Raw genomic sequence first — 24,190 nt, 5'->3', positions numbered from 1 at the left:
AAACAATGTCCGCCTCCGCGGACGAAGAAATATGGGATTTGAGAGTTAGAAACCCGGCGGTTGGAAACCGCGACTACACAAACGATGTCCGCCTTCGCGGACGAAGAAATATGGGATTTGAGAGAAATGTGCGATCTAATTTGAAATCCGAGGCGGTTAGAAACCCGGCGGTTGGAAACCGCGACTACACAAACGATGTCCGCGCAACGCGAGACTAAAGAGTAGGCAGTATCTACAAAAAAATCAGGCTTAAATACTCCTCTATCTCTTAGTCTGCGGAGGCAGACTTGGCTTGTGTAGTCGCGGTTTCCAACCGCCGAATCATCTAGGATTGGTCAAAGATTTTTGCACAGATTCTAGCCATTCTCTGAACGATGTCCGCCTCCGCGGACGAAGAAATATGGGATTTGAGAGAAATGTGCGATCTATTTTGAAATCCGAGGCGGTTAGAAACCCGGCGGTTGGAAACCGCGACTACACAAACGATGTCCGCCTTCGCGGACGAAGAAATATGGGATTTGAGAGAAATGTGCGATCTAATTTGAAATCCGAGGCGGTTAGAAACCCGGCGGTTGGAAACCGCGACTACACAAACGATGTCCGCGCAACGCGAGACTAAAGAGTAGGCAGTATCTACAAAAAAATCAGGCTTAAATACTCCTCTATCTCTTAGTCTGCGGAGGCAGACTTGGCTTGTGTAGTCGCGGTTTCCAACCGCCGAATCATCTAGGATTGGTCAAAGATTTTTGCACAGATTCTAGCCATTCTCTGAACGATGTCCGCCTCCGCGGACGAAGAAATATGGGATTTGAGAGAAATGTGCGATCTATTTTGAAATCCGAGGCGGTTAGAAACCCGGCGGTTGGAAACCGCGACTACACAAACGATGTCCGCCTTCGCGGACGAAGAAATATGGGATTTGAGAGAAATGTGCGATCTAATTTGAAATCCGAGGCGGTTAGAAACCCGGCGGTTGGAAACCGCGACTACACAAACGATGTCCGCCCAACGCGAGACTAAAGAGTAGGCAGTATCTACAAAAAAATCAGGCTTAAATATTCCTCTATCTCTTAGTCTGCGGAGGCAGACTTGGTTTGTGTAGTCGCGGTTTCAACCGCCGAATTAACTGCGATCTGTCAAAGATTTTTGCACAGATTCTAGCCATTCTCTGACGGTTTGATTTTCCGATTGTGCGTCATAGTAACAGCCTAATTCATCGAGGATGAAGGTTTCTAAATCTGGTTCTGAAATCGGCATTTCTAGCAGTTGAGCGAGTTCTTGCGATGCAGCTTCAATACTTTCGGGGGGTTCGCTGTTCAAATAGTTGTTGACTGCTTGGCTGGGAGTGTCAGCTTCTAGCGGCCAGTCTTGGTGAAAGTAGGAACTGAAAAATTGGGTTAAATTAGGAAATTGATCGATCATTGGGGATAAGCGGTGAGAATAAAGTATCCGGGAGGTAATTTCTTGCTGCGCTGGAGGACAATTTTTAGGCGAGAGACTGGAGTTGCTTTGGATGAACGGCGGCGCAGGCTAATGCCAATTATTCTGTTGGCGTTGTAGTCGATCGTATAACGATTGCCTCCTTTTTTCACCCAGGAGTCGATCGCACTTTTCTGTTTGTACATTGCTTCCGCAATCGCGGCTTCAGCGATGGAACGGCTAGCAAAGGAAGATGCCGCAGAAATTTCCATTTCTCGTCCGAGTCGCTGTGCTAGTTCTCCTTCTGTTTTACCAACGTGTCTCTCTAAAGTATGCCCTCCTGCGGCTTCGTGAACATCCAATCCGCCGCCCGGTATCTGAGGGACAAAGGCTATGGTGGTTTGTGGTATATTTGAGACCTCCCCTGCAAAAACAGCGCCACCAACAGCGGATGTTGCCGAGTGCAATAAAATTGTAATTGAGGCGATCGCGCAGATTATACCTAAAAATCTTTTTAGGCGATCGAGTTGACTTTTCATTGTTGTTTTTGATGTTCAGTATAGTTGTCTAATGTTTTTGTCTGTTTCCTAGTTTAGCATTAGTGATAGTCCTGGACGCACTGGCTAGAAACCGGGTTTTTTCACGAAAATTATTCGCTCTCACCCACAAATTAGGTGAAAAACCCGGTTTCTTTGAGGTTGATGTGTCCGGGACAGACTGAGTTAGGAATTGCACGCACCATTTAAGTGCGCGATGCACAGTCCGCACCCTACATTGTATTTAGAATAGGATTTTTTTAGGGTTTACAAAGCTTCACTCAATCTGAGAAATTATTAATAATTCTTTGAAAAAATCCCAGATAATTGATGATAGATTAATTGATAAGTTTTCAAAAGGTGAAAAAATGCAAGTAGTCATCCTAGCGGGCGGTCTTGGTACTCGTCTGAGAGAAGAAACAGAATTTCGCCCCAAGCCTTTAGTTGATGTCGGCGGGCGCCCGATTATTTGGCACATCATGAAAATCTACGCCCACTACGGCTTCCAAAACTTCATTGTCTGCTTGGGCTATCGCGGCAACATGATTAAAGAATATTTCCTGAATTATGAAGCCATGAACAATGACTTTACGATATGTCTGGGACGGAAAAATACCATCACTTATCAGCAGGAACATCGCGAACAAAATTTTCATGTAACGCTGGCTGATACTGGTGCAGAAAGCATGACGGGAGGGCGGGTAAAACGGATCGAGAAATATATCGATGGCGAGAATTTCATGGTGACTTATGGTGATGGAGTTGCTGATGTCAATATCGATAAATTGATGGAGTTTCACAAGTCTCACGGTAAGCTGGCAACTGTAACTACATTTCGCCCGATTTCGCGTTTTGGAATTTTGGATGTTGACAGTGAAGGTCAAGTACGAGAATTTGCTGAAAAACCTCAAATAGACGGCTGGATTAGTGTTGGATATATTATATTTAACCGCCGGATATTTGAGTATTTGGGTGGAGATGATTGTGTTTTAGAACAGGAGCCAATGCAACGTTTGGCAGCAGATGGACAGTTGATGGCTTACCGCCATGAAGGCTTCTTTTATGCGATGGATACTTATCGGGAATATAAGTATTTAAACGAGCTTTGGGATGAAGGCAATGCTCCTTGGAAAGTTTGGTAGTAAGTGAGTTTTGGGACGGGCAAGATGCCCGTCCCACAATCATTATCATAAAAAATAACTATAGCATTGATCGGAAAGATTAGGTATGTTGTTGGGCTTTAGCCCTCTTAGTCTCAGCGGTTATACAAGCCACCAGTCATACCTCATCTTTCTGAGAAAGGCTATATAATATCGCTCCGAAATATGAGGTATTAATGTAAATATTTTTTGATGCGATCTCGCTTACTACTATATAATATAAGAGGGCTAAAGCCCAACAACGTACCTCATTTTTTTTGATAATCGGTATATAAAATTAATTATAAAAGATGGATTTTCAAGATATTCTTGATAGCGCGGAAAGTTATTTGAAAGAGTGCGTTGCACCCCGCGCGGAAATTATCGACAGTGACTCAGAAGCGCTGAAAACAGCACTTTTAGGATTGGAAAATCGATCGCTCTTAGCGTTGCGTGTTCCCCAAAAATGGGGCGGCGCGGACATTCCACCGGAGCTTTTTTACCAATATCAGGAATTGACTGCGCGATATTCTGGGGCTTTGTCTTTCCTGCAAACTCAGCACCACAGCGCGACTGCGATGATTGCTAGCAGCGAGAATGAAATGCTCAAAGGCAGATACTTGCGCGCGATCGCCCAAAAAGAGTTACGCTTGGGTGTTGGGTTTTCGCATTTGAGGCGATCTGGCAATCCGGCAGTTACGGCAACTCCGGTAAAAGATGGCTATCTACTGTCGGGGAATGTTCCTTGGATTACTGGTTTTGGCTTGTTTGACAAGTTTATTGTGGCCGCGGTACTTCCAGACAATCGCGCGGTTTTTGGTTTGCTGCCTTTTGCTAATATTGAACGGGAATCTGGTAAAATAGCTGTCAGCGAAATCATGCCGTTAATCGCGATGAACTCGACTAATACTGTGACAGCAAGTCTTAATAATTGGTTGTTGCATGAATCGGAAATAATTTCGGTTAAAGCTGTCGGTTGGATTGCGGAAAATGATAGCAAAAATATCCTGAATTTTGTGCCGGTGACTTTTGGCTGCATTCGCGCGGGATTGGATGTAATTGCAGCGGCGGCGATAGTTAAAGATTCGCCTGCGATTGTGGTGGCTTGCACAAAATTGGAGCAGAAGCTCGATCGGCTAAAACAGCATTTCCTACAATCTCAACATAGCTCAAAAGCGGAACAATTAGCGCTCCGAGCGGAAGCTATTGATTTGGCGGTGCGGTGCGGGCACGCTGCGGTGGTGGTTTCCAGCGGTGCGGCTAATGGTAGGCTGCACCCGGCTGGAAGAGTTTATCGAGAGGCTTTGGTGTATACTGTTTCCGGGCAAACAAAGGATGTGATGGCAGCTACGCTCGATCGCATTGTCGATTTGTAGGGTGCGTCAGCTATGCCGGATTTTCGATGAGAGCGATCGACTAATGGCTGATATTCAATCAGGCTGTACCGGAATGATTTAACCACAGAGGGCGCAGAGGACACAGAGAGAGAATAGAGAGATTAATACAGGACGATGCTACGGGATTTGATATGACGCACCGTACCATTAATATAATGTGAGTTTTTGTGTCGATGACAAACAACTTTAACTCAGACAATTTAAAGACGATCGCCTACCGCGACATTATAGACTTAAGCCATCCAATTCATCCACAGATTCCCATCTGGCCGGGAGATTCAGCGCCGGAATTTGAAATAGTATCTGAAATAGACAAAAACGGCTATTTCCTGCGAAAATTCTCGATGGGAGAACATAGTGGTACTCACATCAATGCACCGAATACTTTCGATCCAGCAGGCGCGAGTGTTGATAGTTGTGCGCCGCAGTCTCTAGTTTTGCCCGGAATTGCGATCGACCTTCGGGAGCAATGTCTTGCCAATCCCGATTACACTTTAACAATAGATGATATATTGAATTGGGAACGCCAGCACAAATTTATTGAACCGGAAAATATAGTTCTATTATATACTGGATGGCAAGCCAAATGGCACGATCGGCGAGCATTTTTCAATCCTGACGAAGGCGGAGTTTGCCACTTTCCGGGATTTGGTCAAGCTGCAACTCAATTTTTGCTAGAAAAGCGATCGATTGCGGGAATTGGTATTGACACTCACGGAGTCGATCCGGGACAAGATGCAAGTTTTGCTGTGAATAAAATGGTATTGCAACAGCAGCGAATTGTGCTGGAAAATCTGGCAAACCTCCACTTTTTACCTGCGGCAGACTTCACTTTGGCGATCGGAATATTACGTCTTTTGGGAGGTTCCGGTTCGCCCGTGTCGGTGTTAGCTTTTGTGGCTTAAGCTGTGGCATATTTGAATTGCATATTTCCGGCCCGCTAGAAGCCCGCCCACAAAATTTTGATGATTTTTGAAGATTAAAATTTCTATGCTGAGCGTTCTGAATGCGGTAAAATTAGATTGAGAGAAGTCGAGTACGAATAATAAGATTAATGACAGAACTCCCCAACGATCTCAATGATGCGATCGCCCAATCGCGCATTGCCACCGCCGCCGCCCTCTCGGATGGCAAGAATCTCCTGCAAGTCGAATTAGTCTTTCCCGAAATCGCCCTGCAAGCACAGTCTATCACGCAACAATTCTTACCAGAATTTGAGGAAAGCCACTCGGGAATGAAAGTCTTTTTTCCCGATGCTGGTGCAGCCGCCCTCGCCCGTCGCGATTGGGGAGAAGTACCTTTTAAAATAAGTGATTTGGGCAGCAGCCGCACTCCTGTTGAAGATAATATAGCACCGGAAGATGAACTGTTTTTGCTGGTGAATCCGGCGGCGGTAGAGGTGTCGCAAGTTGAAAAACTTTACATAGCTGCGGCAGGCCGCCCTGTGATCTTGCTCAACCCGCGCCTGGAAGATGTTGCTACTATAGGTATAGGGTATGCAGGCCGTCAGTTGCGCGATCGATTCCTGAGCAAAATCGAATCCTGTTACTATATCAGACCGCTAGATACGGCGGCTTTATTCCGCTGCTATCCACAACCGTGGCAAGTCTGGCTGGAAATAAAGGACGAATACCAATTAATTTCGGAAACTGCCCAAAAACCTGTGGGAGACGATTTAGAAAGGATTTTAGCGAAAGCTATGGGAATCGCCGATCCGGATTCGACTGCACCGGCAAAACCGCTAAAAAAGAAAGGTTTTTTAGCAGAAATGCAGACTTTTCTCAGAGCTTTGACTCAATAGCATTGTAGAATGCGTTAGCTAGAGTTATCTTCGATTTGCTCGATCGACTGATGGCTGCCGCACCCTACACCGTAAAATAATTGTTGAGTCAATCTAAAATCGACTGATACCAATTTAATGGGTCGTTGCACATATCCGGATCCCCCTAAATCCCCCTTAAGAAGGGGGACTTTGACTAACTCTTGTCCCCCCCTTATTAAGGGGGGTTAGGGGGGATCAGATTCTATGTCGCTTCACAGAAAAATGGTATGACTCGGTAGTAGCAATTGCCACAGGACAATTAACAGCGGTTATCAATATCTCTGAAAGATTCACAGGAGAAGGCACTCCCGTGTTTCTAGGGTATCTTTGTACTTCACCGAATAGCAGGGGTTTGAAGCCCCTGCCTTCAGGCAGATTGCGATCGGAACGGAGTTTAAATCTCGGTTCTTATCACTTCGCTGTCAACTGTCAACTGTCAACTGTCAACTGTTTAACTATACCGAAAGCTGGGATAACTTCTCAGTGTTGCGATCGGTAACTACGCAAACAGAATTAGGCAACTTTACAAAAAATTTATAAAAGTTGTATAATGGGTAACACCCCTCCTAAGCAAAAGGTCGGAGGAAATAGCAGCTAAATCAGATGCTATAGGCTAGTAATTAAGGTTTCGAGTCAGAAAAACGGATAAACACAGTGGAGCACCGGCGCATTGTTATTGGGGACGTACACGGGCATTACGATGGATTAATGCTTTTACTAGAGGCACTTGCCCCGAGTTCGGACGATCGCGTATATTTTTTAGGAGACTTAATCGATCGCGGGCCGAAAAGCGCTCAGGTATTAGATTTCGTGCAGCAAAGCCGGTATCAAACCCTGCTGGGAAACCACGAACAACTAATGTTAGATGCTTTGTCGGGGCCCTCAGTGGATTTGCGGGCGTGGCAATCTTGGCTGTACAGCGGTGGGGATGCGACTGTCGCCAGTTACAAGGATACAGGCATGATGCCGTACAAACACTTAGAGTGGTTGCGATCGCTCCCAACGCATTTAGACTTAGGGGATATCTGGCTGGTGCACGCGGGCGTGCATCCTACCATGCCAATTGACAAACAGTCGATCGAACAATTGTGCTGGATTCGCAAGGAATTTCATGCGATGCCGAAACCGTTTTTTCCTGATAAATTAATTATTACCGGTCACACGATCACGTTTACCTTTGAGGGGGTGAGGCCTGGGGAATTAGTCAGGGGCCAAGGGTGGCTGGATATTGACACGGGGGCTTATCATCCAAAAAGTGGCTGGCTGACTGGATTTGACTTGAGTTATCGCAGAGTTTATCAGGTAAATGTGTTTAACAATCAAGTCCGAATTTTGCCGTTTGATGAAGTTGTCAGACAATTGAAGCCGCAGATTCCACTTCCAAAAGCTCAGTCGAAAGCTCAATTGAGCTCTGTTGTCCAACAGGAAGCTTAAATCCAAACGAAGTGCTTGGAAAAGCTTGACAATCTCTCCTTAAGTCTCTATTGTTTGTAGTAGTGGAAAGCCAGAGTTTTCACGCGGAACTTTGAAAATTGAATAGATTGTGCGATCGCCTGCGGTTGGTTTCATTACCGCAAGCGATTTCGATCTAGGTGGGCGATCGGCTGCGGTTGGTTTCATTACTGCAAGCGATTTCGATCTAGGTGGGCGATCGACGAAACCCTGATTCTTTCGTTGAGGTGCGTCGATCGTCTTTGTAGTCTAGGTTTGGGCTTTTTCAATCCTCTGCTTATTGAAGATGACCCCCATCTATTGAGAGTGAAAAAACGGTGCGTCGATTTGGCGTCTGGAACGCTCTCTGGGTAAGGGTTTGTAGCCGAACTCTTTCCAAAACAACTCCCCCGCAAGGGGATTGAAACTTTCTATGAATCTAACAAGAGATCCAAGTTGGTATAAACTTTCCAAAACAACTCCCCCGCAAGGGGATTGAAACTTTAATTGGTTCCGTGACATTGTGGTAAAAATCGTGGGCACTTTCCAAAACAACTCCCCCGCAAGGGGATTGAAACTCCGCCTTCGCCTTTTTTGGGACCGCAATTTCTACAGTTAGTCTTTCCAAAACAACTCCCCCGCAAGGGGATTGAAACATCTGTTCTGGTGTAGCATCAACAATGACAGCATCACTTTCCAAAACAACTCCCCCGCAAGGGGATTGAAACACGTTTTCAGACTTTGGGATGGTGATGATGATCTTTCCAAAACAACTCCCCCGCAAGGGGATTGAAACTTCGACTTGAAATAAGTCAAAAATATTGGCTTTTCCGGCGAATCCGGTGGCAGGAAGACCCGGATTCGCCGGAAAAGCTTTCCAAAACAACTCCCCCGCAAGGGGATTGAAACTGATTAAAAACCAAAACCCCAAAACGCCTAAAATCTGTAACTTCTTTCCAAAACAACTCCCCCGCAAGGGGATTGAAACATGAAGATCTGAACCTGATACCCAGGCAGTAGCTTCTCTCTTTCCAAAACAACTCCCCCGCAAGGGGATTGAAACTTGCTACTCGTAGATTAGCATATATCGCTCCTTTCCAAAACAACTCCCCCGCAAGGGGATTGAAACTTGATGAAGACGAGACGACACGAGTGCCAGTGGGTTTACTTTCCCAAACGACTTCCCCGCAAGGGGATTGAAACGCTCCTAAGAGAAGACCCGACTAGAGCTTTTTCTTCGCTTTCCCAAACGACTTCCCCGCAAGGGGATTGAAACCAAAGTGCTGAGACAAAGCCAAAAACAGTTACCAGAACAACTTTCCCAAACGACTTCCCCGCAAGGGGATTGAAACTTACCAATATTCCAGCCTCTAAAACTACTGGTATCGCCTTTCCCAAACGACTTCCCCGCAAGGGGATTGAAACCTTCTTCCTTTGTTGCTCCTTCGTGGAGTACAACAGACGACTTTCCCAAACGACTTCCCCGCAAGGGGATTGAAACATCACCGTTGTCTATATAATCGACAACTTCCGGGTACGCCTTTCCCAAACGACTTCCCCGCAAGGGGATTGAAACGTTAGTTTCCCGGATGAGATCAATCTCCAGTTTTTGACTTTCCCAAACGACTTCCCCGCAAGGGGATTGAAACACTTTGACCTGGTGCAAGATTCATTTGTTATTCCTGATTATTCTTTCCCAAACGACTTCCCCGCAAGGGGATTGAAACTTAAAACGAATCTTATTTTTAGATAAAGCTTGACTGGGGACTTTCCCAAACGACTTCCCCGCAAGGGGATTGAAACAATTTGGTTGGACTGTTGGTTCTTCTTCACCTAGTGCTGCCGCTTTCCCAAACGACTTCCCCGCAAGGGGATTGAAACTTTACGGGTCTTTAATTCATAAGTTAAAGCACCTTTAACTTTCCCAAACGACTTCCCCGCAAGGGGATTGAAACATGACAGCCTTCCTTTCGGCGCTGTTTTTGCTTTTCACTTTCCCAAACGACTTCCCCGCAAGGGGATTGAAACAGTCATCGTTGTTCATACAACGATCAAACGTATCCGCTCAATAAATCGGGGGAAATCTGTTAATGATGAGGGTCAAACATCGCAAAATTGTTTCCAACACGGTACTCTACCCCGATTTATTGAACAGATACAGCGATTCACTTCAGGATTGCTTTGGTTCACGGGGTTTATTTGTGTGGTTTGGGCTCTCGCATTCGGATATTTTAATTCGGGTTTTTATCTGAGATTGTCGCCCGAATGCGAGAGCCCCTACGGAGATTTGCGTGACAGCGGAATAACCCACTTTCTGATTATTTGTGACCGAGATGTAGGGGTGAAGCATTTGGGCGACAATTCAAGGAAAAAATGCGATATTTTATGTCCAAATGCTTCACCCTCCGGCGCGCGAATTCCGATTTTTGGTGGTATTTGGGGTGAGAGCGATTCGTAAAATCGGGGGAAATCAGTTAATGAGGGTCAAACATCGCAAAATTGTTTCCAACACGGTACTCTACCCCGATTTATTGAACAGATACAGCGATTCACTTCAGGATAGATGAGGTTTACGGGGTTTATTTGTGTGGTTTGGGCTCTCGCATTCGGATATTTTTATTCGGGTTTTTATCTGAGATTGTCGCCCGAATGCGAGAGCCCCTACGGAGATTTGCGTGACAGCGGAATAACCCACTTTCTGATTAATCGCAACTTACCCACTGCTAACGCACTCAATCAACCAGATTTATTGTTTAACCAACCGCGAAGACGCAAAGGGCGCGAAGTAAGAAAAGAGAAGACAATAGTTATTAATCGCCGGATCTACGATCGCAACAGCCGACGCATTTCCAACTTGTAAGCCGCATTATTCAAACCTTCACCGCTAGCCAGATCCGGATCCATAGCCTGGGAAATCGCAGCAATTCGATCGCTAGTAGCCGGGTGAGTGCTCAAAATACTTGGTGGAGAAGGCTTGTTAAGCAACTTTTTCATAAAATCAACCATCCCAGATTGAGCGTAGCCCGATCGCCCCATGGTTTGCAAACCCAACTGATCCGCCTCATACTCAGCTTGACGGCTGTGAGGGCGACGCAAAGCCAACTCTACCCCAATCTGTACCGCCCTAGAACCACTGAGCCCAGTGGCAGAAGCTACACCAGATGCGATCGCCATTTGACGCATTTGCTTGATCGAATGGCGAGCACTAATATGTCCGATTTCATGCGCGATGACACTTGCTAATTCGGCCTCATTATCCGCCGCCGCCATCAAACCCTTATTCACATAAACAAAACCGCCCATCGTCGCAAAAGCATTAATATTGTTATCGTCAATCACCTGAAAAGTATAAGGAATATCCGGGCGATCGCTTTCTTGGGCCAGCCGCTGACCGATGCGGTTGATGTATGCTGTAGTAGCCCGATCGCGATCGACCCTAAACTCCCTATTCACCAACTGCTGGTTGATTTGTCGGCCAACAGCCACCTCCTGGCGATCGGACATATTCGACAATTGAATAACTTGAATCCCCCGCATAATCAGTTCCGGCAAAGAAAATGCTTGAGTCGGTTGTGGGGAAATTACGCAGATACCCGCAGCCACAATCACCGACAAAAATAGATAAATCCCCCGGCCACAACTACGCCGACAAGTCAACCAAAAACCTTTTAACATGATTTATACGCCCTAAAAGAAGGAAGAAGGAAGAAGGAAGAAGGAAGAAGGAAGAAGGAGATAAGACGTACAGTTGAAACCGCACCTACAAAAATAAAGTCATTCTCTAAGAGACTGAAGAAAATAATGTATAACGGTTCTCAGAAAGATGAGGTACGTTGTTGGGCTTCAGCCCTCTTAGTTTAAAGGTTGTGTGGGCTGCCAGTCATACCTCATATTTTTGAGAAAGGCTATAATTTCAACCATCTGTTTTTCAACCTGCGGAGGCAGGTTTTGTCTGTGTAGGTGCGGTTTCAACCGCCCCGGTTTTTTTAGCAAAAACTCAAAAAGTCACTAAATCGGCAGACGAAATATAACGCCGCTTAGTTGCTATTTTAACTTGTTGCCAAATTTTAACCACTTTCCCCGTCTGGCCATCTCCCGACTCTCCAAGTTCTGCGGATTTTGGGCGATCGTTGTGGTAATATCTTTTGGCTTGTACAGATACTCCTGTCGCTGTCAGTCTATAGGCGATTTATGAAAATTTTGGATTCTCAAGGCCGGTTGTTCGGTAAACTCAGCATTCTAGACATAGGTGCAGCAATGATTGTGCTGCTGGTGGCAGTCGGCATCTTCTTCTTTCCCGGCACTTCCGGCGGTTCGGTGGCCCAAGTCGGCGGCGCCAGCGTCAAAACCGTAGAAATGGATGCAATTGCGATCGGACTCAAAGGCACAAACTTTCAAGAGTTGTTCAAAGCCGGCGATAAAATCAACGTAGTAATCCGCAACCAGCCCTCCGGTCAGATTACAATCAAAGAGGTAAAAACCATAACTAGAACCCTCGCAGTTCCTCAGCCCAACGGCACATTAAAAGCTGTCCCAGATCCTAGAGAAGAAGAATCTTTCAGCAGAAATATGAGATTTACTTTAGAGGGGAAAGGTCAAATTACTGAAAACGGCCCGGTTTTAGGAAACATGAAAGTCAAAATCGGAACTACTCTCGAACTTGAAGGCAAAAAATACATTTTCAACGCCAGCGTCATCGACGTGCGAGTTAAAGAATAGTCAGTTAGTTGACAGTAAAATAGGTATGTTGTTGGGCTTTAGCCCTCTTTAGACGTATATCTAAAGAGGGTTAAAGCCCAACAACGTACCTTGATTAGTTTGACAGTTGTAATTATCAAATTAGGTACGTAGTTGCGCTTTAGCGCTCTTATCTTATATTCGCGAAGAGGGCTAAAGCCCAACAACGTACCTTCTTCTTTACTCCTGAGAAAACAACCTTAAATACTGTCGAATTAAACCAATAGTCACAGCCGGAACTTCCAACTGCGGAGTCAAACCCACATTTTCCAGAGTTTGAAAAACCTTAATTGCTTCCGCGTTGAGATTAGCCAACCGCCGGCCAATCTCGGGGCTAGTAAACTGAGATTTTTCACCCCAAATAATCGCTGTCGGTGTTGTTAGCTGAGTGATATAAAGTGACAAATCAAAACACAAATCTCCCCGCACAAAAGATAAGGCTGCATATTCTGCATTTGGTTCTAAAGCAGATTCTAGATAAGCATCGACAATTTCTTGGTACACTCGACGGGAATCGGCAAATTGGCGCTCTTCTAAAAAGCTGCGAATGCCGCCATCTGTAGCAATGCCCGTACTGTAGAGCAACCGATCTAAAATTGGCGTGTTGACGAGTTTAGCGAAGAAACTGCTGCCGTAATCTTGTCCGAAGTCCGACAAACCGCTGGGAATCGTCAAAATCAGCGATTTGAACAGATCCGGGCGGGCGATCGCAGCTCGAATCGCGATCGCCCCAGTCAGCGAAGAAGCTATCACATCGGTAGGACTTCCGCAAGTTTTTTCGATAAATTGAATCAGAGATGTGATATAATCTTCCACCTGATAATTTCTTTGGGGATGTTCCGATCGCCCCCAACCAATTAAATCCGGTGCTAAGACTCGATATTCCGCTGCAAAAGCCGGATAAACTTTCGACCATTCGTAGGCACTTGACCCGCCCCCAAAACCGTGAAAAAATACCAAATTAGGTAGATTTTCCGAATTTGAGTTCGGCAATCCGATCCAAGGCATTTTTTCAGCAGTGTAATATACCATTCTGCCGAGAGAAGTAACTATCGATCGCTGACCGAAGCCGAGAGGAACAAGCATAAATAAGCCTCAATCGCTGTGAGATTGTAGAGTTTCGCGGGTCGCCTCGTCTTTATTTAAAAAGATTGCAAAGCTGGCGCCGTTTTTGTAAAGATTCAGTATTGATTTCAATCTATTTTAGTACAAGTGAAGCCTGAAACTACACACAGCAACTAAGTTTTGCGATCTGCGCGCCCAGGTTGTGCAGTTATCCTCACCGTTGCAAACTACTTGCGATCGGAGATAATAACAAAATGATGGGTAAGACCCCTCAACACAATCAAGTCGGTTCGCCGACTCCGAAAGCAGGCACTCGGAAAGCAGCGGTATCAGATCTAGCTTTTAATCGCGGCAGGTTTACATCCGATCGCCGATCGCAAATAATTAATTACCATATTTTACGGAGCAGTGGCTTTTAATGTCGAAGGTTTCTGTTAAAAGGCGGGCGATGGGTTTTCCATACCTCTGATTGCAGGCAATGAAATCACGAGCCTCGCCGCTATCAATTCCAAAACACAAGAAACAACTAATATCAGGGAGGTATAAAAAATGCAACTGCTTAGGAAACGGGATCGCGAGGGTTTTATGGTTGATGCAAAAAGTCTTCTAGCTGACGGGTTTGCAGAGTTTGATACTGCCTGTCGAAGCATGGATTTAAACGGCAAACAGACATTGGTCGCTACTCCAGAACGATCGGGTTCAGGGTTAGATGTGCGATCGCGCGTCAGCGCACCGGGAATGGTTCGCCTAGCTTTAGAAGAATTGAAATGCTTTGAAGTAGTAGAAAACCAGTTTGCCCATTGGGGAGTGACTTTTAGCAATGCCGTCGCCATCCAACCTTCAAACCCAGCATTCCTAACGGTTTCTGGCTCAACAGTATTAATGGGTGCCCCAAAAAGCGGACTAATAGAAGTAAGTTTCAAGTATCCAGTTCGCAGCGTAGCAGGACTTGTCACCAGTTCGCGGCGAACGGTTTTATCTGCTTGCGACATCGACGGCAACCCGATCGTTCAAGATGAAATGCCAGCGCCCAATCTGGCAGGGTCTAATTCTCCGATCGCGCCCAACACACCCCTGCGCGTCAAAGCCCCGAATATTCATCGCATTACATTTTATGCTTTTGACGGTCAGCTAATAGTCGATGACTTTATTTTTGGACTCTAAAACAACGCCATAAGTGTCGTCCCAAGTCTGCAAACCTTCAAGAATGGCATTGCGGACTATAGCTTCGGGTTCCCGACTCAACATCAGCCGAAAACACTCGGCAGCCCGAGCCCGGGCGCTCCAACTTTTAACAGAAGTCACGCGCTTAAACCCACCCCGATTCACCAAATCGGTCATTTGCCGCACAGCAATCAAACGCTTCACAGGGTCAGCATCAGTCAAATCTCCCAAGATTCGATCGAGCGCTGCTTCATCTTCATCTTTTGAGGAGCCCAGACTCAGCGCTTGGCGCAGCAACAGCCCTGCAATCGCGATCGTGCCAAAATTTTGCAAAATCAGGCTCAAAGCCGTCCAGTGGCTCTCAGAATCCTCCCAAATCCCTAAACTCATGTAAGCACCCAGAGTCGCAATCCCGCCGGCGCCGACTGCTACAACCAACCGGCGGTTCGGGCCCTCCCAAAATTGCTCGGCTTTCGATCGCAGCAATTGCCATTCCCCGGACTGCCCTCGGTAAACCAGCATCATCGCTGCGATCCCCAGCCCTGTCGAAAGCAATAACTGACTGTTCCACCACCCCCAAACTGCTGCCAGGGTGAAAGCCGCCAACCCACCTTTCGATCGACTCAAACGCGGTAGCAGCCACTTGAGAAAGGCGCTAGAAACCACAGGCGATCGAGCTCGATTGCTCTTCCCATCCACCCTCCGGCGTTTTTTTTCGGTTCTCTCTGGGGTTTCCTGCGGGCGATCGTCTAGACGGCTAAATGTCCTCAAAGCACCAGCATCAGCCAAGTCCAAGGACAGGTCGATGGGTGGTCGCTGACCGAGTTCCCAAGTGCGATCGGACTCTTGCGCTACAGTTTGATGCAGCTTGGTTGTAGTTTTTTTAAATTGATTCATACTTACTTTTTTGCACAAATAACTTTAAGTTATCCAGTCATTTTTGGCACTAATTTAGATTCTTGGCAAACTAGAGTCTTAGACTCTAGGATAGCTGGTAAAAGTATAGGCATTTATGACATGACATGGGAGGCGTTGAGTCCCTCCCCCTTCACTTTTACTTCGAGCGGATTGACCCGCCTTGGCTGAACTACGCCCACGACCTATCCCATTGCTAAACGCATTTGGGATTGCTTTTCTTAAGATATTATAAGAGCCATTGACATCGGCGTTAATTAATCTACCGCTCGATGTTTTGTACAATCCTCTCTTAATTCGTTTACCACAAAACTTGACACGATCGGCACCATTCTCCCCATAAACAGGAATCGGGTCTAAATTCAGGAAACTGGATTGAGAAGTATATGATTCTTCCTGCACCATCACTTTTATTCCCACCAATGCAGCCTTATATTCCAACATCTCAATCAATCGAGCATGAGGAACAGTTACGAAGTTCTGATTAGTTTGTTTCCCTAAATTAATCTCGTTTTTCCATTGTACATTTTTGCCAATTACCAGAGTCCCAATCTTGAGTTCTCTTAAAAGATTGATGATGTCACGACTGGATGAGTGCAAGTAATTATCGATTTTCTGGTTTCGACAACGAGTTAGGCGTTGCATCCGTGATGAGGTTTTACGCGAACCTTTTAGCTGAGATTGTAGATGGGCTTTACGCTTGTTGTAGAATTGATTAATTGATTTCAGTGGTCGCCCGTTAATCAGTAAAGGGACAAATCCCGGCTGATTTGAAGTTAGCGCTACTAAATTATTCAATCCTAAATCAATACTAGCTACTAATTCTTTTGGGTTTTCATCCAGGGTGGACTCCGGTTCATTGTAAACTACCTCAATTACATAGCAATCGCATTTGGGAACCAATCTAACTTGACAAATTTGCTCTGGTTTTACTTTGGTTTTAATTAAAATATTACTACCGGACAGCTTGATAATTCCTTTTTTTAGTTGCTTGCTACTAATCGCTTGAATTGTATAAATAAGAATATTCCGACCCTTGACTTTATCTTTATACTTTGGTAATTTCGGGCAACCCGTGAATTTCGTGGGCTGCGTTTTGTAAGCTTTGATTGCTTCAAAAAAAGACTTCCAATTCTTGTCCAATATCATCAATACTTGTTGACTTACCTTGGCTGGTAAGTCTTTGTATGCTTGATGAGACTTCATCAAACGGTTCATTTCGTTGTAATTAATGTAACCCCATCCATAGACAAAACTCTGACGAATAACGTAGTTAGCCGCGTTGTACAAATTTTTTGATTTAAAGGCTAGCCCGTCAATTTCAACAAAACGATTTTCGGTGGATTTAATGATGTGTCTCTCTGCTAGTTGCATTCAGACTCTCCATTTTTTAACTCTCGCCATAATTCTCTCAGTTGGCTCTCTTGACTATATGATACTACCATTGTCTATTGATGCTTAGAATCTTAATGAAGTTTTATAATACCTGAAATTCCCACTCATGGTGACTGCCACAAATCCGTCGAATTCCGAGAAATCATTACCCCAAAAAGAGTTATTGAAGATAGTTGAGAAAATCACGACAGGTAGTTCGCCAATATTTCTAACCTACTCTTGAGACCGAGGGCGATCGGAGTTCGGTGCCGGCAAAAGACACAACAATTGAAAATTTCAGAAATTTCGGATATTTTGAGTGCTGGAATTCGCCCTCCGAGAACCGCGCGACGAAAATATAGCCTTTTGCCAAGAGCCCGGGATCTCGCTGCCCCCAGTGTCATACCATTTCCGATTTTAGATTAAAGAATACAAAAATTGGGTCGAGCGTTGCCAACAAACAGATGCGTTGCCATCAGCTTGCTTCAAAAACTGCGGCAAACTGACTCTTATTTCCGTAGGCTTTAAACTCAAAAACTAGCATGGCATTTACCTATTTCCTTATACTAGACCTCCTAGCATAAAACTGACTGTGTTGCAACAAAGATTTACAAGCCGTCCTTTTAGGACGGGGTTTTAAACCCTGGTGTCCTGATATTTTTTTGAGGTAGGGCATTAAGTTGGCACGACCAAATGCCATTCCTCGGTACGACCTCGATCGAGTACGACCGCAGAGAATTTCCTTTTTATTTTAGGGAGCGATCGGGCAAAAGTTCCAGTCACTGGGAATCGGACGGCAATAGTTCCAAGGATGGCGGCATCGCCGGTTGAAGAATCCTGTGGAAAGAGATTTATAATGATGAGGCTGGTTAATTTAAAGGGAGTTCAGTTAATAAAACCGGGCGATCGACAGCAGTCCCTGACGCTTGGGGCAGGGGTTTGATGGGCCGATCGTCTTAAGTCGGTTAAAATTAACTGTAATTTATTGTAGGGGCCCGCAGTCACGCTCATCCGCAAGCTCTGCCAAATATGGGTGCAAACGCGCTCCGGTAGCATATATTACGGTCGATCGACCGGACGAGATATCAAGTAGGAACGGCAACAACCCACCGCGCTAGCGCACTCGCCAAGTCCAGAGATCCGAAAACAGCGGCTGCCAGATTAGAATCAGGTCAAACTCCTGCCCCAAAGTGTGTCTGCGGAGGTTACGCTAGTGAAGAGAGAAAAAGAATAGTTACGATCGAGACTTCATCAGTCTACCTTGTAATTTATTCCTCTGTTATCAAGCCCAACAGTTTTGCATTTTCTGGGAAGCGAGACTCTTGGCACTTCCAACAAGTGGGGAACTCGACCGTCAAAAAGCTTGGGTTTGATGGAAAAGCCCTTACTAAATATGTAAACACCTTATCGATGGCTCGCCGGAACAATCTTGCAGGAAAACCCATGTCTAGTATGCAAAACCAATTTACGGTTCACTTTTGGGGCGTTAGAGGTAGTATAGCGTCTCCCGGAGCTGAAACAGTACGTTACGGGGGCAACACGCCCTGTATAGAAATGCGAGTGGGTGACAGCCGCCTAATTTTCGATGGCGGTACTGGATTGCGGGTTTTGGGACAAACTCTCCTGTCGCAGATGCCCGTAGAAGCTCATATGTTTTTTACTCACACTCACTGGGATCACATTCAAGGATTCCCATTTTTTGTACCAGCTTTTATTAAGGGCAATTGTTTTCACATCTATGGTGCCGTTGCTCCTACTCCTAATCAAGCTACTATCCAGCAGCGACTCAACGACCAGATGCTCCACCCTAATTTTCCGGTGCCCCTGCAAATTATGGGGGCAGACCTGAAATTTAACGATATAGAGGTGGGTGAGCCCATGGAAATCGGAGAGATTAAGGTGGAAACAGCTTTGTTGAACCACCCCGGTGAAGCTATCGGCTACCGCGTCAACTGGCGGGGGTATGCGGCTGCTTACGTGACTGATACCGAACATTTTCCCGATCGTTTGGACGAAAATGTGCTGAATTTGGCTCGCGATGCTGAGGTGCTGATCTACGATGCTACTTATACGGATGAGGAGTATTATTCGGAAAAGTCTAGCAGAGTTGGCTGGGGACATTCGACTTGGCAGGAAGCTGTGAAGGTGGCAAAGGCTGCTAATGTCAAAAAGTTGGTGATCTTTCACCACGATCCGCTGCACAATGACGAGTTTTTAGACAAGGTGGGAGAACAAGTGGCTCAAAGATTCCCGAACAGTTTGATGGCGCGGGAAGGTTTGTCGTTACAGTTGCTACCTCCTCAAAACAAGGATTTGTCTGAAGGGTCGTCTGAAGGGTCGGTGGAAGCCCCTAAAGTGCCTGCGTGATGGATTTGAGATTGCCAGATGGTTCGGAAATCTTGAGGTCGGAAATCTAAAATTTAAGTGAGGGCTGACCTGAGTTAAAGACGGATACAAGCCCTGGCTTAGGTCGCAGAGAACAAAAAAGTTTAGATTGAAGTTCTAACTCCCAGATCGATTCTGTGGAGTCAAATCTAAAATCTAAAATCTAAAATCTAAAATCTAAAATCGACTGGCGATCGCAATCTGGCTAAGTATGGCAAAATCTTAAGCGTGTGGATAACTTCTTCTTCAACCGCTGCTCTGACTCCAACTTCTGTTGCCTTGGGAAACTTTGATGGTTTGCACCTAGGGCATCAACAAGTCGTGCAGCCAATTTTAAATCGATCGCCGGGGCTAACTTCTGCGACGGTTTCTGCGTCGGGGCAAAACTTGCGCCCAAACGCTGGCAGAGCTCAAAATTTGGAAGGCGAACATCCGGCAAGCTGGGAAAACGACTCAGCAGCACTGCCGGAAACAGCCCGCAGCGCCCTGAATTTCAATGGTGCCCACCCCCGGGCAGAGGGCAACAGCCTCTCTGGTCGCGATTGTGACGCGGGCGATCGGCTTTACGGTACTGTGGTGACATTCAATCCCCACCCGCAAGAATTTTTTACAGGTCAACCCAAAAAACTGCTGACACCTCTGGCAGAAAAGGTAGAATTGCTCGCAGCAATGGGTGTCGAGCAACTTGTGCTGCTGCCGTTCGATCGAGAACTGGCGGCATTGACTGCTGCTGAGTTTGTCGAGGAAATTCTGGTGCGGCAACTGCAAGCGAGTCGAATTAGTGTGGGGGTAGATTTTCGGTTCGGACGCGGACGTGCTGGGACGGCTGTGGATTTGCAGTCGATCGCCTCGGGTTACGGTATTGATGTTGCTCTTGTACCCCTGCACAATTGCGCTGAGGGCGATCGAATCAGCAGTTCCGCGATCCGCGAAGGTTTAGCATCCGGCGACCTCACAAAAGCGAATAAATTGCTGGGGCGGCCTTACAGTTTAGTGGGGCCTGTGGTGGGCGGACAGCGGCTGGGTAGGACGATCGGATTTCCGACTGCTAATATCGAACTGCCACCGGAAAAATTTTTGCCGCGTTTTGGCGTGTACGCGGTGCAAGTCTCGGTGAAGGATGGAGGCGGAATCATCAAAAAAGATGAAAGTTCTGCCTATAAGTGGGAAAATCCCCAATCTCTAATTCCGCGCCCAGCATCAGATTTATCATTCATAAATGGAGTGATGAATGTTGGTTGCCGCCCGACGGTAAACGGCCTGCAACTCACTGTAGAAGTTCACCTGTTAGATTGGTCTGGGGATTTGTACGGTCAAACATTGAGCGCAAGTTTGATAGAATTTTTGCGACCCGAACAAAAATTCGCTTCTCTAGATGCTCTCAAAAATCAAATTCAGGCAGATTGTGATGTTGCTAGAAAGGTGTTAGCTGCTAATGGTTAGTATATATCTTGCCAAAATATTTATTAATCAAATTTTCGGAGGATGCTCAAAGCCATCCCACAAGAAAAATAATTGTGGGACGTTACTCCGAGCATCGTCCGAATTGTCAATTCATTGCGTACAGTTTTGCTTGGGCGATTGAAATCACTACTACACAAACTTGCGTCCGCGCAGGCTGAATGAGAATAAAAGAACAAGCAATTAACAACTAGCAATTAGCCAAGTAAATTAACGTAAGTAACGTAAAATGCGGAACGCTAAAAAGCTAGCTGTGTATTTCTTAATTCCTTCTTTTCTTCCTTGCTGATGACTAATGAGAGAGAGAGGGCGGGCACGGGGGCACCGCCCCTACCCTACCAACTGACTAATGACTAATGACTAATGACTGATGACTTCTACTTAAAAATCAGGGATATGAGAGAACATATTGAGCGGCTCAAACAAAATCTAGGCAAGACAATTGTCGGTAAAGCGGATGCTATTCGCTTAGTGCTGGTAGCCGTGCTTTCCGGGGGACACGCGCTGCTGGAAGACGTGCCTGGTGTCGGAAAAACGCTGTTAGCGAAGTCTTTAGCGCGATCGATCGATGGGAAGTTTCAACGCATTCAGTGTACTCCCGATTTGTTGCCAACCGATATCACCGGTACTAATATTTGGAATCCTAGCAGCGGCAAGTTTGAGTTTTTGCCGGGCCCAGTTTTTGCTAATGTTTTGCTGGCAGATGAGATTAATCGGGCGACGCCTCGCACTCAGTCGGCTTTGCTGGAAGTGATGGAAGAAAAGCAGGTGACGGTAGATGGAGTTTCTCGGAATGTTCCGGCGCCGTTTTTTGTGATTGCGACTCAAAACCCGATCGAATATCAAGGCACTTTTCCGCTACCGGAAGCGCAGATGGATCGGTTTACCTTGTCTTTGACGTTGGGCTATCCCGCTGCGTCGGAAGAGTTGCAAATGTTGCAACGGCTGTCTGATACTTTTGCTGTTGAGGATTTGCAGCCTTGTATTTCGTTGGAAGAGGTGCAGGAATTGCGCCGTTTGTGTGCTTTGGTGCAGGTGGAAGGCTCTTTGAAGCAGTATATTGTGGATTTGGTGCGATCGACTCGCCAGGATGAAGAGATTACTCTAGGCGTGAGTCCCCGTGGTGCAGTGGCTTTGCACCGCGCATCTCAGGCTTTGGCGTTTATGGAGGGCCGGGATTATGCGACTCCTGATGATGTGAAATATTTGGCACCGCACGTACTTTCTCACCGTTTGATTCCGGCGGGGGGAAGGAAGGCGAAGACGATTGTTGATAAGTTGTTGAAATCTGTTCCTATTCCTTAAAAAGATAAGACGGCGGTTGAAACCGCGTCTACACAAACAAAGTCCGCCTCCGCGGACTAAAGATAATTCGGCGGTTGAAATCGCCAATTCTTCAACCCGCGGAGGCGGGTTTCGTCTGTATCGACGCGGTTTTAACCGCCCGGTCTTCTTATATTATGATGATTGTTCAATAGATGCTTGAAATAGCGCCACTAATTTCTTTGCCTCTATATCAACATTATGTTGTTGAGCAACCCGTTCGGCTCCTATTTTCCCCATTTCTTCTAGCTTTTCCAAAGGTGCTTCCAATGCCGCACGCATAGCAACAGCCAATGCTTCTACGGAACCGGGAGGAACTAACCAACCGCAAACACCGGGTTCTACGAGCTCCGGGATACCAGCAACATAGGTGCTAATTACGGGCCGATTGAGGGCGAGGGCTTCCATAATTACGACCGGTAAACCTTCAGCAAAACTCGGCAATACCATGGCGCGGGAAGCTAAAATCTCTTTCTGAACTCGATCGCCACTGGCCCAGCCGGTAATTTCTATATAGTTTTGCAGATTGAGTTGTGCAATCTGCTGCTCAATTTCAGCTCGCAGCGGCCCGTCCCCAACAAATACCAATTTAAACTCCAAGCCTTGAACAGCTAGCTTGCTGGCGGCTTCTAGTAGTAATAAATGACCTTTTTGTTCGCTGAGTCTCCCGATGCAGGCTAAGCGGGGTGCTGCGGGTATGGGGACGTGGGGTGCGGCTAAAAATGCTGCATCGACACCGCAGTGTATGACGTTGATTTTTGACCAATAAGCGCGATCGCACCACCGAAAAAGCTGACTTTTGCCGAAGGAACTAACTGCTGCTACAAAGGTCGATCGTTTAATTTTTTCATCTAAGGAAAGAAGTGTAGCTTTATCAAATTCTTCAGGCCCGTGAACGGTGAAGCTGTATGTCGGGCCGCCGAGCACGCGGCATAACATTGCAACAGTTGTGGAATTTGTGCCGAAGTGGGCGTGTACGTGTGTGGTACCGGATTCTGCGAACCAGTTTAAAAGAATGCAAGCTTCTGCGAAATAAGCCAGATGCAGCAAAATCCCGCGTTCCGAGTGTAAGCCAACTTTGAACATTAAGCGCAAAGCTTCGAGGAATCGAATTGGCCTAGTTGCGGCAGTGCGGAGTAAGCCCAACGCTAAGCCCTGTACGCCAACTCCTAGGATGACTTTGGTCAATTCTTGTTCTTGTTTGTCTGCGCCGTCTACGAGTTCGGATTCGCAGGATCGGATCGAGTAACGCCCGACTTTGATGCCGTAAGTTTCGACAGCCAGGAGTTCTCTGCGGACGAAGCTGTGGCTGACTTTGGGGTATTGGTTGACTAGATAGGCGATGTTCATGAACGGGGTAGAAATTTTTATGGTAAAACTTAGACCAGTCTAGCCTTATGGGAGGTGAAGGGCGATCGCTTTTGGTGGGATGGGGAGTGGCAAGGGCGATCGTAGAGAAAGCGAATCACTCCCCACATTTGAGACTTTATAATATTTTATTTGACGCCTGGGCTAGTAAAGTCATTTTTGCTATTTAGGTATGTAGTTGGGCTTTAGCCCTCTTTATAATATTAGGAAAGGAGGCTAAAGCCCAACTACGTACCTTCGCCCAAGTGCGAGCCGACTTTTGAGCAATACTTTTGGTAGTTTAAAATTTCCTATCCAGACAATAAAACCACCCTACCTATCTATCGGGGCAACCGGGTTCTTAAAAAAAACCTACAATAATTATGAAAATGATGCGAGGATTGCTATACTACTTTTCAATTATGACTCGCTATTTCAGCATCCAGCAGCAATTCACACTGTTGAAACACGTAATTGATCGCAGCAAAGAGTTTGTCTAATTCTTGAATCGTATAAAACGTTTGATTGCGAGTAAAAATATTGGATTTGCAGGGCTATTTCATTCTCAGGGAAACCAGGGTTTTGTAGGGGTAGTGCCCCCGTGCCTACCCTCCTTATCGATGATTTGCAAGCATTTCAGGAATTGGGGCAACCTGGCGTGGGATTGCCCCTACA

The 24,190-nt window shown here is 46.1% G+C and carries 19 protein-coding genes, 1 pseudogene and 2 CRISPR repeat arrays; of the genes and pseudogenes, 13 read left to right on the top strand and 7 right to left on the bottom strand.

Annotated elements, in window-relative coordinates; all coding sequences use genetic code 11:
* Nucleotides 1–1,122: 1,122 nt before the first annotated feature.
* Both QZW82_RS22330 and QZW82_RS22325 read right to left on the bottom strand, forming a co-directional pair.
* Nucleotides 1,123–1,422 (bottom strand): contact-dependent growth inhibition system immunity protein, encoded by a 300-nt coding sequence (locus tag QZW82_RS22330; protein ID WP_293153007.1) that lies wholly within the window; start codon nt 1,420–1,422, stop codon nt 1,123–1,125.
* The gene (locus QZW82_RS22325; protein WP_293153004.1) at nt 1,419–1,958 is read right to left on the bottom strand and encodes an RNase A-like domain-containing protein; all 540 of its coding nucleotides are present in this window, start codon (nt 1,956–1,958) and stop codon (nt 1,419–1,421) included. The genes QZW82_RS22330 and QZW82_RS22325 overlap by 4 nt, the downstream gene beginning before the upstream one ends.
* Nucleotides 1,959–2,323: 365 nt before the next feature.
* Between QZW82_RS22325 and rfbF the strand changes: the two genes are divergently transcribed.
* From rfbF to QZW82_RS22295, 6 genes are all read left to right on the top strand, one after another.
* Complete coding sequence (rfbF, locus tag QZW82_RS22320) at nt 2,324–3,097, top strand: glucose-1-phosphate cytidylyltransferase (protein WP_293153001.1); 774 nt, start codon at nt 2,324–2,326, stop codon at nt 3,095–3,097.
* 308 nt (nt 3,098–3,405) lie between these two features.
* The gene (locus QZW82_RS22315) at nt 3,406–4,470 is read left to right on the top strand and encodes an acyl-CoA dehydrogenase family protein (RefSeq protein ID WP_293152998.1); all 1,065 of its coding nucleotides are present in this window, start codon (nt 3,406–3,408) and stop codon (nt 4,468–4,470) included.
* A gap of 194 nt (nt 4,471–4,664) precedes the next feature.
* Entirely contained in the window at nt 4,665–5,396 is a 732-nt protein-coding gene (locus QZW82_RS22310; protein ID WP_293152995.1) for a cyclase family protein, read from the top strand.
* A gap of 149 nt (nt 5,397–5,545) precedes the next feature.
* Entirely contained in the window at nt 5,546–6,292 is a 747-nt protein-coding gene (locus tag QZW82_RS22305) for a DUF1995 family protein (protein WP_293152992.1), read from the top strand.
* Nucleotides 6,293–6,665: 373 nt separating this feature from the next.
* The gene (locus QZW82_RS22300; RefSeq protein WP_293152989.1) at nt 6,666–6,812 is read left to right on the top strand and encodes a hypothetical protein; all 147 of its coding nucleotides are present in this window, start codon (nt 6,666–6,668) and stop codon (nt 6,810–6,812) included.
* Nucleotides 6,813–6,967: 155 nt separating this feature from the next.
* Nucleotides 6,968–7,747 (top strand): metallophosphoesterase family protein, encoded by a 780-nt coding sequence (locus QZW82_RS22295; RefSeq protein WP_293152986.1) that lies wholly within the window; start codon nt 6,968–6,970, stop codon nt 7,745–7,747.
* A gap of 389 nt (nt 7,748–8,136) precedes the next feature.
* A CRISPR array of direct repeats spans nt 8,137–8,540; the repeat unit is 36 nt; unit sequence CTTTCCAAAACAACTCCCCCGCAAGGGGATTGAAAC.
* Between the two features lie 77 nt (nt 8,541–8,617).
* Nucleotides 8,618–9,772: a CRISPR direct-repeat array (repeat unit 36 nt; unit sequence CTTTCCCAAACGACTTCCCCGCAAGGGGATTGAAAC).
* Between the two features lie 795 nt (nt 9,773–10,567).
* On the opposite strand, the gene QZW82_RS22290 is transcribed toward QZW82_RS22295, so the two are convergent.
* Entirely contained in the window at nt 10,568–11,419 is an 852-nt protein-coding gene (locus tag QZW82_RS22290) for a M48 family metallopeptidase (protein ID WP_293152983.1), read from the bottom strand.
* A gap of 516 nt (nt 11,420–11,935) precedes the next feature.
* On the opposite strand from QZW82_RS22290, the gene QZW82_RS22285 reads away from it, so the two are divergent.
* Nucleotides 11,936–12,463, top strand: coding sequence for a DUF4330 domain-containing protein (locus QZW82_RS22285; RefSeq protein ID WP_293152980.1), 528 nt, complete (start codon nt 11,936–11,938; stop codon nt 12,461–12,463).
* A gap of 198 nt (nt 12,464–12,661) precedes the next feature.
* Here QZW82_RS22285 and QZW82_RS22280 read toward each other — a convergent pair whose 3' ends face one another.
* Entirely contained in the window at nt 12,662–13,567 is a 906-nt protein-coding gene (locus tag QZW82_RS22280; RefSeq protein ID WP_293152977.1) for an alpha/beta fold hydrolase, read from the bottom strand.
* 233 nt (nt 13,568–13,800) lie between these two features.
* On the opposite strand from QZW82_RS22280, the gene QZW82_RS22275 reads away from it, so the two are divergent.
* Nucleotides 13,801–13,965, top strand: a complete 165-nt coding sequence (locus QZW82_RS22275; RefSeq protein WP_293152974.1) for a hypothetical protein — start codon at nt 13,801–13,803, stop codon at nt 13,963–13,965.
* Between the two features lie 166 nt (nt 13,966–14,131).
* Complete coding sequence (locus QZW82_RS22270; RefSeq protein ID WP_293152971.1) at nt 14,132–14,710, top strand: hypothetical protein; 579 nt, start codon at nt 14,132–14,134, stop codon at nt 14,708–14,710.
* Here QZW82_RS22270 and QZW82_RS22265 read toward each other — a convergent pair.
* Both QZW82_RS22265 and QZW82_RS22260 read right to left on the bottom strand, forming a co-directional pair.
* A complete protein-coding gene (locus tag QZW82_RS22265) occupies nt 14,678–15,607 on the bottom strand; it encodes a hypothetical protein (protein ID WP_293152968.1) in 930 nt (309 codons plus the stop codon). The genes QZW82_RS22270 and QZW82_RS22265 overlap by 33 nt on opposite strands.
* A 113-nt stretch (nt 15,608–15,720) precedes the next feature.
* Nucleotides 15,721–16,999 (bottom strand): annotated as a pseudogene (locus QZW82_RS22260) (transposase).
* 693 nt (nt 17,000–17,692) lie between these two features.
* Between QZW82_RS22260 and QZW82_RS22255 the strand changes: the two are divergent.
* The 4 genes from QZW82_RS22255 (at nt 17,693) to QZW82_RS22240 (ending at nt 22,150) form a co-directional block, all read left to right on the top strand.
* Nucleotides 17,693–17,830 (top strand): hypothetical protein, encoded by a 138-nt coding sequence (locus QZW82_RS22255; protein WP_293152962.1) that lies wholly within the window; start codon nt 17,693–17,695, stop codon nt 17,828–17,830.
* A 612-nt stretch (nt 17,831–18,442) separates the two neighbouring features.
* The gene (locus tag QZW82_RS22250) at nt 18,443–19,366 is read left to right on the top strand and encodes an MBL fold metallo-hydrolase (RefSeq protein WP_293152959.1); all 924 of its coding nucleotides are present in this window, start codon (nt 18,443–18,445) and stop codon (nt 19,364–19,366) included.
* Between the two features lie 246 nt (nt 19,367–19,612).
* Nucleotides 19,613–20,827, top strand: coding sequence for a bifunctional riboflavin kinase/FAD synthetase (locus tag QZW82_RS22245; protein ID WP_293152956.1), 1,215 nt, complete (start codon nt 19,613–19,615; stop codon nt 20,825–20,827).
* 414 nt (nt 20,828–21,241) lie between these two features.
* Nucleotides 21,242–22,150 (top strand): MoxR family ATPase, encoded by a 909-nt coding sequence (locus QZW82_RS22240; RefSeq protein WP_293152953.1) that lies wholly within the window; start codon nt 21,242–21,244, stop codon nt 22,148–22,150.
* 153 nt (nt 22,151–22,303) lie between these two features.
* On the opposite strand, the gene QZW82_RS22235 is transcribed toward QZW82_RS22240, so the two are convergent.
* Nucleotides 22,304–23,518 (bottom strand): glycosyltransferase, encoded by a 1,215-nt coding sequence (locus tag QZW82_RS22235; RefSeq protein ID WP_293152950.1) that lies wholly within the window; start codon nt 23,516–23,518, stop codon nt 22,304–22,306.
* Nucleotides 23,519–24,190: the final 672 nt, after the last annotated feature.

Source organism: Microcoleus sp. bin48.metabat.b7b8b9.023, assembly GCF_013299185.1.
In the GTDB taxonomy this organism is placed as follows: Bacteria; Cyanobacteriota; Cyanobacteriia; order Cyanobacteriales; family Microcoleaceae; genus Microcoleus.
Note: the sequence above shows the minus strand (reverse complement) of the source record. Positions and strands in the feature narration are given on the sequence as shown.

What these genes read in the sequence shown, in the direction of transcription:
- QZW82_RS22270 (WP_293152971.1), top strand. Translation starts at nt 14,132, where the DNA reads ATGGTTGATGCAAAAAGTCTTCTAGCTGACGGGTTTGCAGAGTTTGAT.
- QZW82_RS22290 (WP_293152983.1), bottom strand. Translation starts at nt 11,419, where the DNA reads ATGTTAAAAGGTTTTTGGTTGACTTGTCGGCGTAGTTGTGGCCGGGGG.
- QZW82_RS22285 (WP_293152980.1), top strand. Translation starts at nt 11,936, where the DNA reads ATGAAAATTTTGGATTCTCAAGGCCGGTTGTTCGGTAAACTCAGCATT.
- QZW82_RS22265 (WP_293152968.1), bottom strand. Translation starts at nt 15,607, where the DNA reads ATGAATCAATTTAAAAAAACTACAACCAAGCTGCATCAAACTGTAGCG.
- rfbF (WP_293153001.1), top strand. Translation starts at nt 2,324, where the DNA reads ATGCAAGTAGTCATCCTAGCGGGCGGTCTTGGTACTCGTCTGAGAGAA.
- QZW82_RS22250 (WP_293152959.1), top strand. Translation starts at nt 18,443, where the DNA reads ATGTCTAGTATGCAAAACCAATTTACGGTTCACTTTTGGGGCGTTAGA.
- QZW82_RS22280 (WP_293152977.1), bottom strand. Translation starts at nt 13,567, where the DNA reads ATGCTTGTTCCTCTCGGCTTCGGTCAGCGATCGATAGTTACTTCTCTC.
- QZW82_RS22305 (WP_293152992.1), top strand. Translation starts at nt 5,546, where the DNA reads ATGACAGAACTCCCCAACGATCTCAATGATGCGATCGCCCAATCGCGC.
- QZW82_RS22330 (WP_293153007.1), bottom strand. Translation starts at nt 1,422, where the DNA reads ATGATCGATCAATTTCCTAATTTAACCCAATTTTTCAGTTCCTACTTT.
- QZW82_RS22325 (WP_293153004.1), bottom strand. Translation starts at nt 1,958, where the DNA reads ATGAAAAGTCAACTCGATCGCCTAAAAAGATTTTTAGGTATAATCTGC.
- QZW82_RS22310 (WP_293152995.1), top strand. Translation starts at nt 4,665, where the DNA reads ATGACAAACAACTTTAACTCAGACAATTTAAAGACGATCGCCTACCGC.
- QZW82_RS22315 (WP_293152998.1), top strand. Translation starts at nt 3,406, where the DNA reads ATGGATTTTCAAGATATTCTTGATAGCGCGGAAAGTTATTTGAAAGAG.
- QZW82_RS22235 (WP_293152950.1), bottom strand. Translation starts at nt 23,518, where the DNA reads ATGAACATCGCCTATCTAGTCAACCAATACCCCAAAGTCAGCCACAGC.
- QZW82_RS22240 (WP_293152953.1), top strand. Translation starts at nt 21,242, where the DNA reads ATGAGAGAACATATTGAGCGGCTCAAACAAAATCTAGGCAAGACAATT.
- QZW82_RS22275 (WP_293152974.1), top strand. Translation starts at nt 13,801, where the DNA reads ATGATGGGTAAGACCCCTCAACACAATCAAGTCGGTTCGCCGACTCCG.
- QZW82_RS22255 (WP_293152962.1), top strand. Translation starts at nt 17,693, where the DNA reads ATGCCATTCCTCGGTACGACCTCGATCGAGTACGACCGCAGAGAATTT.